Source organism: uncultured Chryseobacterium sp., from assembly GCF_913776365.1.
GTDB lineage: Bacteria > Bacteroidota > Bacteroidia > Flavobacteriales > Weeksellaceae > Chryseobacterium.
Genome location: NZ_CAJYMO010000328.1, coordinates 17,102 through 32,633, shown reverse-complemented (window position 1 = coordinate 32,633; position 15,532 = coordinate 17,102). Strand labels below are relative to the sequence as shown.

Annotated in this window: 19 protein-coding genes; 17 read left to right on the top strand and 2 right to left on the bottom strand. The window is 40.3% G+C overall.

Annotated features, from left to right (window positions below; translation table 11 throughout):
- On the top strand, positions 1-186 hold a 186-nt coding region (locus QZ735_RS18000), incomplete at its 5' end, for an SH3 domain-containing protein (RefSeq protein ID WP_294251490.1).
- 47 nt (positions 187-233) lie between these two features.
- On the opposite strand, the gene QZ735_RS17995 is transcribed toward QZ735_RS18000, so the two are convergent.
- The gene (locus QZ735_RS17995; RefSeq protein WP_294251488.1) at positions 234-668 is read right to left on the bottom strand and encodes a hypothetical protein; all 435 of its coding nucleotides are present in this window, start codon (positions 666-668) and stop codon (positions 234-236) included.
- 168 nt (positions 669-836) lie between these two features.
- Here QZ735_RS17995 and QZ735_RS17990 point away from each other — a divergent pair, with 168 nt between their 5' ends.
- The 8 genes from QZ735_RS17990 to QZ735_RS17955 all read left to right on the top strand — a co-directional run bounded on the left by QZ735_RS17990 (position 837) and on the right by QZ735_RS17955 (position 8,416).
- Positions 837-1,469 (top strand): response regulator transcription factor, encoded by a 633-nt coding sequence (locus QZ735_RS17990; RefSeq protein ID WP_294251486.1) that lies wholly within the window; start codon positions 837-839, stop codon positions 1,467-1,469.
- Between the two features lie 6 nt (positions 1,470-1,475).
- Positions 1,476-2,252: a hypothetical protein gene (locus tag QZ735_RS17985; RefSeq protein ID WP_294251483.1), complete on the top strand. Its 777-nt coding sequence runs from the start codon at positions 1,476-1,478 to the stop codon at positions 2,250-2,252.
- Between the two features lie 618 nt (positions 2,253-2,870).
- A complete protein-coding gene (locus tag QZ735_RS17980; protein ID WP_294251480.1) occupies positions 2,871-3,671 on the top strand; it encodes a histidine kinase in 801 nt (266 codons plus the stop codon).
- Positions 3,672-3,805: 134 nt separating this feature from the next.
- Complete coding sequence (locus QZ735_RS17975) at positions 3,806-3,988, top strand: hypothetical protein (protein ID WP_294251478.1); 183 nt, start codon at positions 3,806-3,808, stop codon at positions 3,986-3,988.
- A 94-nt stretch (positions 3,989-4,082) separates the two neighbouring features.
- Positions 4,083-4,460, top strand: a complete 378-nt coding sequence (locus QZ735_RS17970; protein ID WP_294251475.1) for a hypothetical protein — start codon at positions 4,083-4,085, stop codon at positions 4,458-4,460.
- 1 nt (position 4,461) lies between these two features.
- A complete protein-coding gene (locus tag QZ735_RS17965; RefSeq protein WP_294251474.1) occupies positions 4,462-5,535 on the top strand; it encodes a hypothetical protein in 1,074 nt (357 codons plus the stop codon).
- Positions 5,536-5,746: 211 nt separating this feature from the next.
- The gene (eno, locus tag QZ735_RS17960; RefSeq protein ID WP_294251471.1) at positions 5,747-7,039 is read left to right on the top strand and encodes a phosphopyruvate hydratase; all 1,293 of its coding nucleotides are present in this window, start codon (positions 5,747-5,749) and stop codon (positions 7,037-7,039) included.
- A gap of 90 nt (positions 7,040-7,129) precedes the next feature.
- Positions 7,130-8,416, top strand: a complete 1,287-nt coding sequence (locus tag QZ735_RS17955; protein WP_294251468.1) for a citrate synthase — start codon at positions 7,130-7,132, stop codon at positions 8,414-8,416.
- Positions 8,417-8,581: 165 nt separating this feature from the next.
- Here QZ735_RS17955 and QZ735_RS17950 read toward each other — a convergent pair whose 3' ends face one another.
- Entirely contained in the window at positions 8,582-8,743 is a 162-nt protein-coding gene (locus tag QZ735_RS17950) for a hypothetical protein (protein ID WP_294251464.1), read from the bottom strand.
- A 307-nt stretch (positions 8,744-9,050) separates the two neighbouring features.
- Here QZ735_RS17950 and QZ735_RS17945 point away from each other — a divergent pair, with 307 nt between their 5' ends.
- The 8 genes from QZ735_RS17945 (at position 9,051) to QZ735_RS17910 (ending at position 15,515) form a co-directional block, all read left to right on the top strand.
- Positions 9,051-9,965: a dimethylarginine dimethylaminohydrolase family protein gene (locus tag QZ735_RS17945; RefSeq protein ID WP_294251461.1), complete on the top strand. Its 915-nt coding sequence runs from the start codon at positions 9,051-9,053 to the stop codon at positions 9,963-9,965.
- A gap of 181 nt (positions 9,966-10,146) precedes the next feature.
- Positions 10,147-10,527 (top strand): four helix bundle protein, encoded by a 381-nt coding sequence (locus QZ735_RS17940; RefSeq protein WP_294251459.1) that lies wholly within the window; start codon positions 10,147-10,149, stop codon positions 10,525-10,527.
- A 270-nt stretch (positions 10,528-10,797) separates the two neighbouring features.
- Positions 10,798-11,721, top strand: a complete 924-nt coding sequence (gene ctlX, locus QZ735_RS17935; protein WP_294251454.1) for a citrulline utilization hydrolase CtlX — start codon at positions 10,798-10,800, stop codon at positions 11,719-11,721.
- A gap of 24 nt (positions 11,722-11,745) precedes the next feature.
- Entirely contained in the window at positions 11,746-12,105 is a 360-nt protein-coding gene (locus QZ735_RS17930) for an S-adenosylmethionine decarboxylase family protein (RefSeq protein ID WP_294251450.1), read from the top strand.
- Position 12,106: 1 nt separating this feature from the next.
- The gene (locus QZ735_RS17925) at positions 12,107-13,582 is read left to right on the top strand and encodes a DUF4178 domain-containing protein (protein WP_294251448.1); all 1,476 of its coding nucleotides are present in this window, start codon (positions 12,107-12,109) and stop codon (positions 13,580-13,582) included.
- Between the two features lie 2 nt (positions 13,583-13,584).
- The gene (locus QZ735_RS17920) at positions 13,585-13,782 is read left to right on the top strand and encodes a hypothetical protein (RefSeq protein WP_294251445.1); all 198 of its coding nucleotides are present in this window, start codon (positions 13,585-13,587) and stop codon (positions 13,780-13,782) included.
- Positions 13,783-13,792: 10 nt separating this feature from the next.
- Complete coding sequence (locus tag QZ735_RS17915) at positions 13,793-14,008, top strand: DUF350 domain-containing protein (RefSeq protein ID WP_294251443.1); 216 nt, start codon at positions 13,793-13,795, stop codon at positions 14,006-14,008.
- Positions 14,001-15,515 carry a polyamine aminopropyltransferase gene (locus tag QZ735_RS17910; protein ID WP_294251438.1) on the top strand — a complete coding sequence of 505 codons (1,515 nt, stop codon included), beginning with the start codon at positions 14,001-14,003 and terminating at the stop codon, positions 15,513-15,515. The genes QZ735_RS17915 and QZ735_RS17910 overlap by 8 nt, the downstream gene beginning before the upstream one ends.
- Positions 15,516-15,532: the final 17 nt, after the last annotated feature.

Sequence of the window (15,532 nt, the reverse complement as noted above, 5' to 3'; positions counted from 1 at the left end):
GATCAGACCAATATCAGGACCGGTGCCAGTACTGCATTCCAAAGCCTGGCAAAGCTCCCGGTAGGTACCCGTGTGGAATTTGTGGAAAGCCGGTCCGGATGGTTTTATGTCTATGTGCTCAGAAATCCTGCCGGTGGAGAACCGCTGTACGGATGGATCAACGGCTCGCTGCTTAAAAAGGTATAACCGTATACGGATGCAAAAGGCCTTCATCACGATGAAGGCCTTATTATTTAAATTTTGGTTTTTTTCAGTTCAATCATATTGTTGCCCTGTTCCAGATGCAGACTGTCGCCTTTCACGCGCGCGGTCATATCGTCTTTTTTATAAACAGTCTCATCCCCATTGGTTTCCGTTTTTTTCAGAGTAAATGTTTTTTTGTTGCTGGTGATGGCCACTGTGCTTTCTTTCGGTGTGGTCTCAAAGACGACTTTTACCAGTGTACCATCCGTAGCCTTATAAACATTACTGACCTTTTCCGTTTTCTGCCCGTTTACATCCGTCATTGACGAGCCGGTGGTCACGGAATCAATCTTGCCATTATGGTCAGTCACGGAAGTTTCGGAGCTTTCTTCCCGGATGACACTTTTGTTTCCGCTTTCATTCTTCTTACAGCCCGTAAGCATGAGCAGCGCCATACTACCTGTTAACAGAAATACTTTTTTCATAATTTTAATTTTTTGCTTTTCCGATTTAAAGTTGTACTGAAAATTTTATTAAATTTAATAAAAACAGAAGCTAAAACAATGGACCGGACTCAAAACTTTGAAAATTACCCGAAAGGGTAATTGACTGTCTTTCAGATCTTGTTTACATTTGCCATAAACCCCACCAGCATGAGCATCTCCATAGCCATCGTAGAAGACGAAAAGAACTATAGCAATGCGTTGAAGAAAGTCATTGACTATCAGGATGACATGAATGTCGTTGCTCAGTTCTTCAGTGGAAATGATGCACTTGCCGTGCTCCCGGATCTTATTCCGGAAGTCATTATGATGGATATTCAGCTGCCGGATATGCCGGGGATTGAAATCATGGAAAGACTGAAGCGGCAGATGCCCGGCACACAGTTTATCATGTGCACCAGCTTCGAAGATGATGAGAAGGTTTTTGGTTCACTGAAAGCAGGAGCAATGGGATACCTCGTAAAAGGGGAAAGCATGGATAAAATTCTTTCGTCGATCCGTGATGTCTGTAACGGCGGTGCACCGATGAGCTTTTCCATTGCCCGTAAGGTTTTAGGCCATTTCGAAAGAAAGCTTCCGCAAATACAGGATTTCGGTGATCTTACAGAACGTGAAAAAGAAGTGTTGGAACTTTTATCAGAAGGGCTTTTATACAAAGAGATAGCAGACCGGAAATGCATCAGCACCGATACCGTTAAGAAGCACATCGGAAATATCTACAGGAAACTTCACGTCAGTAATAAAGTGGAGGCTATTAATAAATTTAACCATTTTAAAAACTAAGAAATTATGGGAAAGAAAACATCATCAGAGGTGCTTGAACCATTGGTAAAAAAAAGATTAGAAGGTGAACTTATTGAACGGATACGGGAATTGGGACAGTGTGGAAGTTATATTAAAGTGAAGGGTTCCGGAAGTATTGTTTATTTTGATACCAATTATATCGCTGATCCGATACCATTTAGTGTGGCAACAGACAATACGGAACTATTCGGAATACATTATGATGCCGGTACTGTAAAAAGCCGGTTTATCCTGAAAAAATCTGAGATCAACAGGATCGTAGACGAAAACACCTCAAAGGCTTATCTTCATGTCTTCTTTATCAACAGCAGGAACAGCGAAAACACACTTGCTCTCGTTTTACGATTTTCAGATCTCCCGGATTTTGACGATCTTTCCTTACTGGATATTAAAGATTTTGAAAAAGAATCCGCTTACTGGTTACTGGACGACGGTACCATGGAAGCTTTTGATATACACTCAGATAAATTTTCCGAACTTTATGAGAAATTCGATAAAGGAATTGGAAAAGAAATAATTAAAGCAACAAATGCTGAAGTTACGCGGTATGTGGTTTATGAGATGGCTAAAATCAAAGCCTTCAACGGATTTGAACACGATCTTAATTTTGAAGTTGTATGTGTAAAGGAGAATGGCAAAATAAGGATGGCGCTGCAGGTTTTAGTAAAGGACAGTGACAGAGTACATCACTATGATACCACGGACACAGGAAAACAGGCAGTTTATGAAGGATATTACGATTTAGGTAATTTAAAACCATAAGGTTGATAGTCCATTATTTATACAATCTGGAACTTTTACTGGTGCTTTGCCAGTCCTTTATTTTGGGAAGAAAGTACGGTTTTTCTTCCCAAAATTTCCTTTTTGTATATCTTTTTGTAACTTTTCTGATAGAGGGGTTCTCTTTTATTATGGATAAGATAAATGAAAACATTATAATCGGGTTACCATATAATTTATACCTGATTTTTGTTTTAAGCTTTTTTTATCTGTATTATGCTGATCAGCTGCCTGCTGTATTCAAAACCCTGTCCGGATTATTCCTTGCCGTTTCATTGCTGTACATCGGAATATTTACAGAATTTCTGGGGTCCGCTTTTGATGAAAACATTGCCGTAGCCGTAATGCTTTTTCTGATCGTGCATGCGGTCATATGGTTCTACTGCAAATTGAATTCAGCTGACGAAGAAAGTATTCTTGATAACCCTTGTTTCTGGATCAGTTCAGGATTGCTGTTATGGGGAACATTCGGTATTTTCCGGTGTTTGCCGATGTATTATTTTTATCATACGGATCAGGAATTCTCAGATTTTATCAAAGCTAACTTTACTGGAGTCAATATTATATTTTATACTTTGATTTTTATTTCTTTACATAAATATGAGCATATTTCTAAAAGAAGAATTGCCGGAGATTGTTAAGAATACCTATATAGTGGCAATTATCATTGTTGCTTTTTTCGTTTTTTTTATCATCGTTGTTGTATTGATGTACAACCGCAAACAAATTCTTTATCTAAAAGAAAAACAGCTTAAGGAATCCGAATACCGCAATCAGCTTCTCCAGAAAGAACTGGAAAAGCAGAAGATCATTGAAAAGGAGCGCGAAAGAATTTCCCACGACATGCATGATGATCTCGGGGCCGGAATCTCCGCACTGAAACTACAGGCTGAATTCTTAATGCAGAAAGCCCACGATGAAAGCCTGAAAACCGATATAGAAGAATTGCTGAAAACATCAGAGGAAATGAACGTTTCCATGCGCGAAATGCTCTGGAGCCTGAATTCAGGAAATGATACATTGGGAAGTTTTATCGACTACGCGAAATCCTATGCACAGAATTTCCTCAAAAAAACAAGAATAGTTCTTCATATTGAAAACGAAAATGTAATTAAGGAAACAACCATCACTACAGAACAGCGGCGCAACCTTTTTCTGTGCCTGAAGGAAGCACTCAATAATGCTTACAAGCACAGCCGGTCTGATAGGCTGATCCTTTCGTTTATTCAGCAGAAAAAAGAATTCATGATGAAAATTTCGGATAACGGAGTCGGTATAGATCCCGAAAAACCGGAAGGCAACGGCTTACGCAACATGAAGCGCCGGATGCAGGAGCAGAACGGCCATTGTGAAGTCACCACCGAAAACGGAACACACTTGTTTTTCAGAATAGAACTGTAGAAAAATTTAGAGATACTTAGAAGCAGCATCATTTTTATGGTGCTGTTTTTTTGTTGTAAATCACCCGTTTGTGTAGTTGACAGAAGTTTGATTTTACGGGAACTTTGACACAAGGATTTTAAAATTCAATAACCATGAAAACAATCACTAACGACAATATTGAAGGTCTGAATATTACCTTGAAAAATGACAAGGATACTGATTATCGGATTGATAGAGTGATCGTAATGATGGCTTGCTTTAGCAATGAGCAAAATCATAATCGGTTAGTTGCCTTGGCCATACTCGGTAAGGCTGATAATGACAATCAGTTGTAACAATTTTTATAACAATTTCGTCGGAAGCTATCGGCTTATTAGCCGGTGTCTTTATTACTCAAAAAACAAATGTATAATCTTAAACTTTAAAATCATGAAGAAAGAAATTAACATCAATCCGGCACATGGAAGCGTAAGTGTAAATGTAAAAGTTACAGGCCTGGTAGGAGCGGGATATTATTTAGATGTATTTGAAAAAAACAGCAATAACGTTATTTTCAGGTACTCAGGAACCAATGTATATGATCATGATGACTGGCGGGTTCTTCCCAATTCTGCAGATATGAATATAAACAGGGTAATCATGCTGAATACAACGGTTGTCCCTGTTGAAAATGATCCTGCTGAAGAAAGGGGATTTACCATTCGGTTGCAGGTATTCCAAAACGGAAATATGATAGACGAAGCAATAATTGCCGATAAAATTGGAAAGCAGCATAAAAAATTCATGACATTAGTAAAACTGGTTTAAAATGAAAACAATTATCATCATATCCATCATGCTTCCTTTGTTGGCTTTTGCACAGATTCCTTCTGATAGTCTTGTTAAAAATTATAAACTAAATTTTGCGCTTCCGGATAATCCTGCATTCAAAGCTTTGGGAACAGAACCAAGTCATATTTTAAGACCGTCATTAACTCAGGATTTCTCATTCGTATCTTCTGAATTTTTCAATGGTAAGAATTTAATCATCCCGACATCTTTCGGAATTGAAATAAGTCCGGTATTGCTCATGAATACGGAAAAGATGACTTTAAGCGAATTTAGAAACAATAATGCTTGGAAAACATCCCGTTTTTCTCTGGGAACCTTCAAAGACTCTTTACAGACCAGAAATATTTCTTTAGGATATAGAATTACAGTAATCAACAAAGGGGATTTACGAACTGATAAAAAAGGATTGGAAAAGTTTCTGCAGCAAGTTGCAGTTGCAAAATCAAAACAGCGAGCTGATCTGGTAATAAAATTCCTGGAAATAAATAACCTTAAGATCTATGATCTAACCCGTGAAGATAGTTTGAAAATGGAAAAATTTGTTCAGTATAATTTCAACGAAACAGATGAAGAGTTTGAAGATAAAATAAAAAAATTAAAAGAAGAATATAAAAATAATCACTGGAATGCAGAAAAGTTGGATCTTGCAACAGCATTCGTAGGGCAGTCACCAGATTCTTTAGCGTCAAATATTTCTTTTCGTAATTTCTCTGTATGGAGTACCTATGCATTTCCGATCAGGAGATTCGCTCAGGTTCTACTAGGGGTAAATTATCAGCTTAACAAGCTGAAGGATCAGGATTATCACTTAATCAGCATTTCAAACAGGAATTATTTCGGTACGAATAGAATTAAATTCTTTTTTGAAGAACAGCTGAAATATGATCAGTTTCTCGGAGACAAAACAGATCTTCTTTTAAATGTTGGAGCAGAAGTAAATGTAAACAAGGGTTTTTGGGTTGACCTAAATGCAGGTCTTGTAAAGAATTATAATAAAAACTCATCAGCATTCGTCTCACAGCTCAGATTCAGGTACACACTTCCGGAATAAAATTTTGTCGATCCCTATGAAAAAGCGATTTCATTATAACAAATCGATAATCTGATATAGCCCCTATAAAGTACACATTGAAATATTATTATCATTTTAATTTTCAAAATTAACTAAAATTTAACTCACAATCTTCTTACAAAATACACCCTGATCCCTGCGGATTTTTAAAAAATCAGTACATTTGTCTGAACTATAAAAAAAAGAAACAATGAGTTACATTTCTTACATAGAAGCGAGACAGATTTTAGATTCAAGAGGGAATCCTACGATTGAGGTGGATGTATTCACGGAAAGCGGCGCCATGGGGCGTGCAGCAGTACCTTCCGGAGCATCTACAGGGGAGCATGAAGCAGTGGAACTGCGTGACGGCGGTTCTGAATGGATGGGGAAAGGGGTTTCCAAAGCCGTAGAAAATGTAAGAGAGGTAATTGCTCCCGAGCTGGTTGGGCTTCCGGTTTACGACCAGAATTTTATTGATCAGATCATGATTGATCTGGACGGGACTAAGAATAAAGGAAACCTCGGTGCCAATGCTATTTTAGGCGTTTCCCTGGCAGCTGCCAAAGCCGCCGCTGCAGAATTGAAAATGCCGTTGTACAAATATGTAGGCGGTGTGAATGCCAACACCCTTCCTGTTCCGATGATGAACGTAATCAACGGAGGGTCGCATTCTGACGCGCCGATCGCATTCCAGGAATTTATGGTAATGCCGGTAAAAGCAGACTCTTTCTCTCATGCACTGAGAAAAGGGACTGAAATTTTCCATAACCTGAAATCTATTCTCCATTCAAGAGGTCTTTCTACAGCCGTAGGGGACGAAGGTGGTTTTGCCCCTACATTCTCAGGAACTGAGGATGCCCTTGATACACTGCTTCAGGCGATTGAAAAGGCAGGGTACAGGCCGGGTGACGATGTGATGATCGCACTGGACTGTGCTGCCTCTGAATTTTATAAAGACGGAGTTTACGATTACAGAAAATTCCAGACACCGGACGCCGCGCAGTTCTCCAGCAGCGAGCAGGTTTCCTATTTAGCGGAACTGGCTGCAAAATACCCGATCATCTCCATTGAAGACGGAATGCAGGAAAATGATTGGGAAGGCTGGAAAATGCTGACCGATAAAATCGGTGATAAGGTACAGCTGGTAGGTGACGATCTGTTCGTAACGAATGTAGAACGGCTTTCCAGAGGGGTAAACGAAGGAATTGCCAATTCCATCCTGGTTAAAGTAAACCAGATCGGTTCCCTTTCCGAAACCATGGCTGCCGTTCAGATGGCCCAGCATAATAAATTCACTTCCGTAATGTCCCACAGATCAGGAGAAACCGAAGATTCCACTATTGCAGACCTGGCAGTGGCTATGAACTGCGGCCAGATCAAAACGGGATCTGCTTCCAGATCAGACAGGATGGCAAAATACAACCAGTTGCTCAGAATTGAGGAAGCTTTGGGTGAAACGGCTGTCTTCCCGGGATTGGATGCCTTTAAGATCAAAAGATAATTCATCGAATTTATAAATTACGGCAAGCGAAATTTTTTGTTTGCCGTATTTTGTAAGAAGTAGTATATTTAGAAAAAATAAATTAAAATAATGTCAGACAACAAAGTAATATTGAATTACGACGGTAATTCGTATGAATATCCAATCGTAGACAGTACGATCGGAGACAGAGGAATCGATATTTCAAAATTAAGAGACCAGACCGGTCTCATCACCTTGGATCTGGGATACAAAAACACCGGCGCTACCTTAAGCGACATTACTTACCTGGACGGTGACAAAGGTGAACTTTTCTACAGAGGATATCCGATCGAACAGATTGCTGATAAATCCAACTTCACCGAAGTAATGTACCTTCTGCTTCATGGTGACCTTCCTACACTGGATCAATACAGCTCTTTTGAATCCAATATCAAAAAATATAACTTCGTGGCAGAAGAGATGAAAAAGCTCATTGATGCTTTTCCTCGTTCTGCACACCCAATGGGCGTTTTGTCTTCTTTAACATCTGCACTTACGGCATTCAATCCTAAAGCGGTAAACGTAAATTCTAAAGAAGAGATGGACCTTGCTGCAGAGCTTATGATTGCCAAGTTCTCTCATCTCTGCGCATGGACGTACAGAAAAACCCTGGGACTGCCGATTAACCATGGCGACAACAGCCTGAATTATGTGGAAAACTTCTACAAGATGGCTTTCAGAATGCCGAATCAGGAATTCGAAATCGATCCTGTAGTGGTTCAGGCACTGGATAAATTACTGATCCTTCATGCTGATCACGAGCAAAACTGTTCCACTTCTACCGTGAGAATGGTAGGATCTGCACACACCGGATTGTTTGCTTCCGTTTCGGCAGGGGTTTCCGCTCTATGGGGACCACTTCACGGCGGGGCCAACCAGGCTGTTATCGAAATGCTTGAGCTGATTGAAAAAGACGGCGGTGATGTTAACAAGTGGGTAGCAAAAGCGAAAGATAAAAACGACAGCTTCCGTCTGATGGGCTTCGGACATAGGGTGTACAAAAACTTCGACCCGAGAGCTAAAATCATCAAGAAAGCAGCCGACGATATCCTTAATGCCTTAGGAATCCAGGATAAAGCATTGGATATTGCCATGCAGCTGGAGAAAGTAGCGCTGGAAGATGAATATTTCGTAGAAAGAAAGCTGTATCCGAACGTAGACTTCTATTCAGGAATCATTTACAGGGCATTAGGCATTCCTACCGAAATGTTCACGGTAATGTTCGCCTTGGGAAGACTTCCGGGATGGATTTCCCAGTGGAAAGAAATGAGAATCAAAGGAGACCCGATCGGAAGACCGAGACAGGTATACCAGGGAGCTCAGAAAAGAGACTATATCGATATGGTAAACAGATAATATTCCGTATGATAACAAAAAAAATCCTGAAGCTTGCTTCAGGATTTTTTTATGGAATGACTTTTTTTACTTTGTGCCGGTTGCCATAGGAAACAGCGGCTCATCAAGTAGAGTGGTCAGATGAAAAGGCTGTCCGGAAACCGGAAAAATCCCATTATCATTCTATTAAGGGCACTGGCAACGGTCGCAGGTCCAGATATAGCACTTCCCAGACTCGTCCCATTCGCAGCATCTGCGGCCTGCAGGATTGATGCCGCCGGCAATGGATTTCTGGTGTTCTCTGCTCATTTTGTGTGCATTTGCAAGCACCGGATGTTTTCTGTTCATGATTTTGTGATTTGATTGTTAATAATTTAGCCTGTAATTTCCATTGAAATTATATCACTAATATATGAAAAATATAATATCTGAAACAGAATTTGAAGCAAAAATTCGGATGGATTTTTCATCAGATAAAATTATCTGTAAAAAACTCTTTGACAGTAATAAAATCCAATGATTTTCAAACATTCGCGGCGAAAAAACTACGGCATAATCAATTTGCAGAATAGGGATGGAATAAGTCCCTAAAATACGTTTAAAAGTTTTGCAGATACACGCCTTTACTTATATTTGCAGCATTGCATAAACCTTTATGAAACTAAATATCAAAAACGAAACGGGAAGGCTGAAATCAGTTGTTTTGGGGCAGCCGAATTCTCTTGGCGGCGTACCGGTGCTGGCCGAAAGCTATGATGCCAAATCTTACCATTCCATTGAGAATAACATCTATCCCAAGGAAGAGGACATCATCAGTGAAATGGATGCCTTTGAAAACGTTTTGAAAAAACATGGGGTTGAGGTATTCAGGCCCAGTATTATTGAAAACTACAACCAGGTGTTTGCACGGGATGTGGCATTTGTGATTGATGATAAAATGATTATTTCCAATGTGATCTCAGACCGTGCCGATGAACAGGATGCCTACAGGAACATTTTCAAGCAGGTAGAATGGCGCAAGATCATCAATCTGCCGGAGACAGCCCATATTGAAGGCGGAGACGTGATCGTATGGAACGATTTCCTTTTCATCGGAACCTGTTTCAGCGAAGACTACCGGAGCTACAAAACTGCCAGGACCAACGAATACGCAATTGAAATCCTGAAAGAATATTTCCCGAAAAAAAGGATCATCGATCTGGAATTAAAGAAAAATGACAAAATTCCCTACGAAGGAATCCTTCACCTGGACTGCACTTTCAATCCGGTAGGCGAAGAGAAATGCATCATCTATAAAAACGGGTTTGTGGATGAAAGCGATTACCGCCTCATCATCGATATCTTCGGGGAAGAAAACTGTTTCCATGTCACCGATGAGGAAATGTTTGAGATGTGCCCTAATATTTTCTCGATTTCCCCGGAAATTGTAGTTTCTGACAAAGCTTTCACCCGCATGAACAATCATCTCAGAAACGAATGGGGAATGACGGTGGAAGAAATTCCTTACCGTGAAATCTCTAAAATGGGAGGGCTGCTGAGGTGCTCCACCATGCCGTTGGTGAGGGAATAAGCAACTGGAAGAGTGAGTGAGTGAGTGAGTGAGTGAGTGAGTGAGTGAGTGAGTGAGTGAGTGAGTGAGTGAGTGAGTGAGTTTGAGGGTGATAGAGGTGGAGTAAAAGTTTTTTGGAATTAGAGTATTAAGTGAATAGGAGTTATTGATATTTTTTTTATTTTAGATAAAAAATACAAAGATGTCGACAATTAAATTTCATCAGGATCTCAAAGTCTATCAGAAGTCTTTTGACGCTGCCATGGAAATCTACAAGCTTTCAAAAAAATTTCCCAAAGAAGAAATCTACTCTCTTACAGACCAGATAAGAAGATCTTCCAGATCAGTATCGGCCAATATCAGTGAGGCTTGGGGCAAAAGAAAATATGAAAGATCTTTTATCGCCAGGCTTACAGATTCAGAAGGTGAAGCAAGAGAAACGCAGACATGGCTGCAATTCGCACTAGCCTGTAAATACATCAACGAAGAACAATTCAGCATATTGAATAATCAATATAATCAAATAATCGGAATGCTGGTCAATATGATGATTCAATCAAAAAGCTGGTGCACATTTCATTAATAGAAACAAAAAATTATATTTTCAATAAATAATAGAGAGTAGAAGTGTTGGAGAGTTGTAAGATGAGAGGATTGGAGTTAATTGAGAATTTGATTGATGGTTTTTTCCTGATTTCAGCAAAATATAATGCGGCAGACCATTAATTTTTACCACTCCTCACTGTATATAAAAAACTCATAAAAGTAAATTTACCCTCAAACTCTAAAACCCTAAGACCCAAAACCCTCAAACTCTTCAACACTCAAACCCATTAACCCTCCTACCCAAACTATGCAGACAACAGATACCGTACTCATGATAGAGCCGATTGCCTTCGGATTTAATGAAGAAACCGCAAAGAACAATTATTTCCAGACCGAGCAGAAAGGCTTCGACATTCAGTTCAAAGCCCTTTCGGAATTCAAGATGTTTGTTGAAAAACTGAGAAGCAAAGGCATCCGTGTCATTACCATAAAAGATACCCTGGATCCACATACCCCGGATTCTATTTTCCCGAACAACTGGGTAAGCTTTCACAGGGACGGCAAAGTGGTATTGTACCCAATGTTTGCCTCCAACAGGAGAGTGGAAAGGAGGGATGATATTATCGAAACCATTAAAGGACAGGGATTCGATGTTACTGAAATAGACGACTGGTCTTTTCCGGAAACCCAGGGCCATTTCCTGGAAGGTACGGGAAGCATGATCTTCGATCATGATAACAGGCTGGCTTACGGATCCGTTTCCCTGAGGCTGGACGAAAATTTATTCAGGGAGTTCTGTAACAAATACGGTTTTACGCCGGTGGTCTTCCATTCTTTTCAAACCGTAGGCGGAGAGAGACTGCCGATTTACCATACCAATGTCATGATGTGCGTAGCCGACCGGTTTGTTGTGATCTGCCTGGATTGTATAGACCATGAACCGGAAAGAAACAAGGTAGCGGAAACCATTAAAAATTCCGGAAAAGAAATCATTGAAATTTCAGAAGAGCAGATGCACCAGTTTGCCGGAAATATGCTGCAGGTGCAGAACACAGACGGCGAAAAATTCCTCATTATGAGTGAAACGGCCTACAGGTCGCTCAACAGGGATCAGGTATCTGCCATTGAAAATTACTGCGAAATTATCTATTCCGATTTAAATACCATAGAAGTGAACGGCGGCGGCAGCGCCCGTTGTATGCTGGCTGAGGTTTTCCTGCCGAAAAAGTAATATATTTGCGGAAAGTATAAAAGATTGGAATCATCAACCGGTAAAGGTTTACATATTCTTCTGACACTGGAAACAAAGTCGGAAGAATTGTTGATGGACAGCAGAGCCTTTTTGGAATTTACCGGCCGTATGCTGGCAGATAAAGAGGTGGAAATCGTTGGTACGGTTAATCACATTTTTGATAATGGAAGTTTTACTGCGGCAGTCTGTCTCAAGGAATCCCATCTCTGCATTCATACATGGCCGGAATTCGGGCAGTTGACCTTTGACGTTTTTCTCTGCAATTATCTACAGGATAACACCATGAAAGTTGAAAGGATTGCAGACGAATTCATACACTATTTTAAAGCTAAAACCATTCAGAAACACAAAATTTACAGATAACATGCATTATGTTTGCCCGTTATGCAAAAGCGGAAATGAGATTAATGGCGATTTTAATATTACAGAGTACATTTGCAGTTCCTGTTCCCATCTTATCGATATTCAAAAGAATACTTCCACAAAAGTGGTTAAGAAACCAACCGGGAATGTAGTGCTGAAAGTAGGACAGCAGGGAGTTATTGATGATGTGGAATATACGGTCACCGGAATCGTTATCCGGAAATACGGGAACCGTATTTTTTGGAGAGAATATTATTTAAAAGATAAGAAAGGAGAAGATGCCTTTCTGAGTGAAAGTGACGGCCATTGGGTTCTGTTGCATGCCATCAATGAGATGGATATCAAGCGGAGATCCCGGAACAGCACTATTCTGGAATTCGGCATGAGGAGTTTCAGACGATATGAAACCACCGAATGTCATATCGATGCTGCCGCAGGATTTTTTGAAGACAGGCTGGATTTCGGACTTTCTACTTACCGGGAATATGTAAATGGAAGCCGTATGGTATCTGAAGAAAAATCCTCAGGCTTTACTCAGTATTTCTCAGGAACGCATATTTCAAAGTACCGGGTAAAAAATGCATTCGGAATTCAGAGCCTTCCCAATTATTCGGGCATTGGCATTGTACAGCCGTTTTACCTGAACTTCAGGCAGACCGTGAATATTATGGGTGCTGCGGCACTGGTGATTTGCCTGATCCAGCTGTATGTCCTGATATCCAGGACCAACCGGTCGGTTTTTGAGCAGGAAATACATTTTGCCGATGTCCGGAATAAAGAAATGGTAAGCAAAAGCTTTGAGCTGTCCGGCGGTTGGGCTCCGCTCAAAGTCGAATTGTCTTCCAATGTCAATAATTCCTGGGCAAATGTTGGAATAGGCCTGGTTAATGAAACCACAAGCGAAACTGTTTTTGCTTCAAAAGATATTGAAGAATACCATGGTTATGAAGACGGTGAAAGCTGGAGTGAAGGAGGTCAAAATGAGTCTTTCAGCTTCTGCGGTGTACCTTCGGGAAAATACCACTTTCTTATTTCCGCAGAAAGGCAGGAAGCTGTACCGAGTACAACAACATCAACCTACCTCTCTCCGGACGGTAACCTGTCCTTGTCGAGAGATCAATACGGAACCATCAGCGTCACCGATAACCAAACGCAGCTGACTACCGCCTTCGGAGACGCTGAAATGATCAGGAAGGATTCCCTGAGCGGTTTAGGTCGGCTGGTACGTACTACATTGGGAAAGAGAGATATCGATTCCTTGCTTACGGCAAATACCCCGCCTGGAAGTACAGCCGATGCATCCTATGAAAATACATCCGTAAAAGTAAGTGCCGAGTGGCTCCCGGTTTCCCTGCGAAACCTGATCTTTGTGCTTCTGTTTATGGCCTGCTTTATAGCTGCCTGCTTTTTTGGAAGAAGAATGTTTGAAAGATCAAAATGGTACAACAGCTCAAATTCGCCTTACACCTATTCATAAATATGGAAAAAGCCATAAATTATATAAAAGAAAACTGGCTCGTCTGTCTTATCGGGCTTCTTTTTACAGGTTGGTTTACCTATCTTACCTTCGGAGGAAGCCGCTTCTGCGACTGTGAAAAAACAGAAACTTACCAGGACGGGACCACCAGGAGCCATCATTCTTCAGGAGTGGGATATTACAGATATTATCACAAATAAAATACAAACTATGGATCAGATCAGCTTTATTCCCATCATCAATTCAGTCATCTATTCTTTTTTAGGAATTGCCATTTTGCTGGTGTGTTACGTGATCATCGAGAAGCTTACGCCGGAAAAAACCTGGCACGAGATTGCACAGAATAAGAATACCGCACTGGCGATTATTTTTGGGGCTTTTATCATCGGAATCTCGATTATCATAAGTGCGGCCATTCATGAATAAGAAAAAGATCCCCCTTGAACTGTTGCTGATGTTCTCGGTATTTGTCATTGCTACATGCGGGCTTATTTATGAGCTGGTAGCAGGGGCTTTGGCAAGTTATCTTCTCGGAGATTCGGTAAAACAGTTTTCCTTTATTATCGGCGTTTATCTTTTTTCGATGGGGGTAGGATCCTACTTTGCCAAATTCATCAAAGGCAACCTGATCGACAAATTTATTGAAATTGAAATCCTGGTCGGTATTATCGGCGGAATCAGTTCGGTGGTCCTGTTCATCCTGTTCAATACCATGGCCCATTTTGAAGCTGTTCTATACCTTTTCGTCTTTTTTACAGGATGTCTTGTCGGTGTGGAAATTCCACTGCTGATGAACATTTTAAAAGACCGGGTTCAGTTTAAAGATTTGGTGTCCAATGTTTTTGCTTTCGATTACATCGGGGCATTATTAGCTTCCATTTTGTTTCCGCTGGTACTGATTCCAAATCTGGGAATTGTGAAGACTCCTCTATTTTTCGGATTGATCAATATTTCAATTGCCATATTTTTATGTTTTTATCTGAAAAAGGAACTCTCGAAGCCTTTTTCTTTAAAAATACAATCAGCAGGTGCTTTTATTCTGCTTATTGTCCTGTTTGTTTTTTCGGATAAAATCTTATCATTTTCCGAGGAAAAATTATATGGTGAAAATGTGGTCTATACGAAAAGTTCTCCTTACCAGAGAATTGTGCTTACCAGAAACAGCTGCGAATTCAGGTTATATCTCAACAATAACCTTCAGTTTTCTTCAGTTGACGAATACCGTTACCATGAAGCACTGGTGCATCCTGCCATGTCGATGGCGAGAAACATCGGCCATATTTTAATTTTGGGCGGGGGCGACGGTTTTGCCGTTCGTGAAGTATTGAAATATAAAGACGTAAAAGATATTACGCTGGTAGATCTGGATGGAGAAATGACAGGTTTTTTTAAGGACAATGAAACCATGCGTCAGCTGAATCAAAGCTCTTTGTCCAGCTCAAAGCTTAAAATAATAAATAAGGATGCTTATATCTGGGTAAAGGAAAGTAAGAAGAAATATGACGTTATCATTATCGATTTTCCGGATCCTTCCAATTACAGTTTGGGAAAATTATATTCTCTTCAGTTTTACAGGGAGCTTGAAAGGCTGGCAACTTCAGATACCAAAATTGTTGTGCAGACTACTTCACCATATTTTGCTCCCAAATCTTTCTGGTGCATAGAAAAAACGATCCATCAGGTTTTTCCTTTTACTTCGGCCTATCATACGTATGTTCCGTCATTTGGAGAATGGGGATTTTCATTGGCTTCTTTTGAGCCGGTTGGCACCAGAATCTATCGGAAGATTCCTGATTTAAAATTTTATGATTATAATTTTAAACTGCTTTCTTATTTTACGAAAGATATGAGAACCGGAGATGTTGAGGTGAACAGATTGGATAACCAGGTTTTAGTGAGGTATTTTGATGAAGAGTGGGGGAAAGTACAGTAGAAGGGGCTTCCTTAGAA

Bases quoted from the DNA above. Each gene is read 5' to 3' on its own strand.
- QZ735_RS17995 (WP_294251488.1), bottom strand. From the start codon at position 668: ATGAAAAAAGTATTTCTGTTAACAGGTAGTATGGCGCTGCTCATGCTT.
- QZ735_RS17990 (WP_294251486.1), top strand. From the start codon at position 837: ATGAGCATCTCCATAGCCATCGTAGAAGACGAAAAGAACTATAGCAAT.
- QZ735_RS17985 (WP_294251483.1), top strand. From the start codon at position 1,476: ATGGGAAAGAAAACATCATCAGAGGTGCTTGAACCATTGGTAAAAAAA.
- QZ735_RS17980 (WP_294251480.1), top strand. From the start codon at position 2,871: ATGAGCATATTTCTAAAAGAAGAATTGCCGGAGATTGTTAAGAATACC.
- QZ735_RS17975 (WP_294251478.1), top strand. From the start codon at position 3,806: ATGAAAACAATCACTAACGACAATATTGAAGGTCTGAATATTACCTTG.
- QZ735_RS17970 (WP_294251475.1), top strand. From the start codon at position 4,083: ATGAAGAAAGAAATTAACATCAATCCGGCACATGGAAGCGTAAGTGTA.
- QZ735_RS17965 (WP_294251474.1), top strand. From the start codon at position 4,462: ATGAAAACAATTATCATCATATCCATCATGCTTCCTTTGTTGGCTTTT.
- eno (WP_294251471.1), top strand. From the start codon at position 5,747: ATGAGTTACATTTCTTACATAGAAGCGAGACAGATTTTAGATTCAAGA.
- QZ735_RS17955 (WP_294251468.1), top strand. From the start codon at position 7,130: ATGTCAGACAACAAAGTAATATTGAATTACGACGGTAATTCGTATGAA.
- QZ735_RS17950 (WP_294251464.1), bottom strand. From the start codon at position 8,743: ATGAACAGAAAACATCCGGTGCTTGCAAATGCACACAAAATGAGCAGA.
- QZ735_RS17945 (WP_294251461.1), top strand. From the start codon at position 9,051: ATGAAACTAAATATCAAAAACGAAACGGGAAGGCTGAAATCAGTTGTT.
- QZ735_RS17940 (WP_294251459.1), top strand. From the start codon at position 10,147: ATGTCGACAATTAAATTTCATCAGGATCTCAAAGTCTATCAGAAGTCT.
- ctlX (WP_294251454.1), top strand. From the start codon at position 10,798: ATGCAGACAACAGATACCGTACTCATGATAGAGCCGATTGCCTTCGGA.
- QZ735_RS17925 (WP_294251448.1), top strand. From the start codon at position 12,107: ATGCATTATGTTTGCCCGTTATGCAAAAGCGGAAATGAGATTAATGGC.
- QZ735_RS17920 (WP_294251445.1), top strand. From the start codon at position 13,585: ATGGAAAAAGCCATAAATTATATAAAAGAAAACTGGCTCGTCTGTCTT.
- QZ735_RS17915 (WP_294251443.1), top strand. From the start codon at position 13,793: ATGGATCAGATCAGCTTTATTCCCATCATCAATTCAGTCATCTATTCT.
- QZ735_RS17910 (WP_294251438.1), top strand. From the start codon at position 14,001: ATGAATAAGAAAAAGATCCCCCTTGAACTGTTGCTGATGTTCTCGGTA.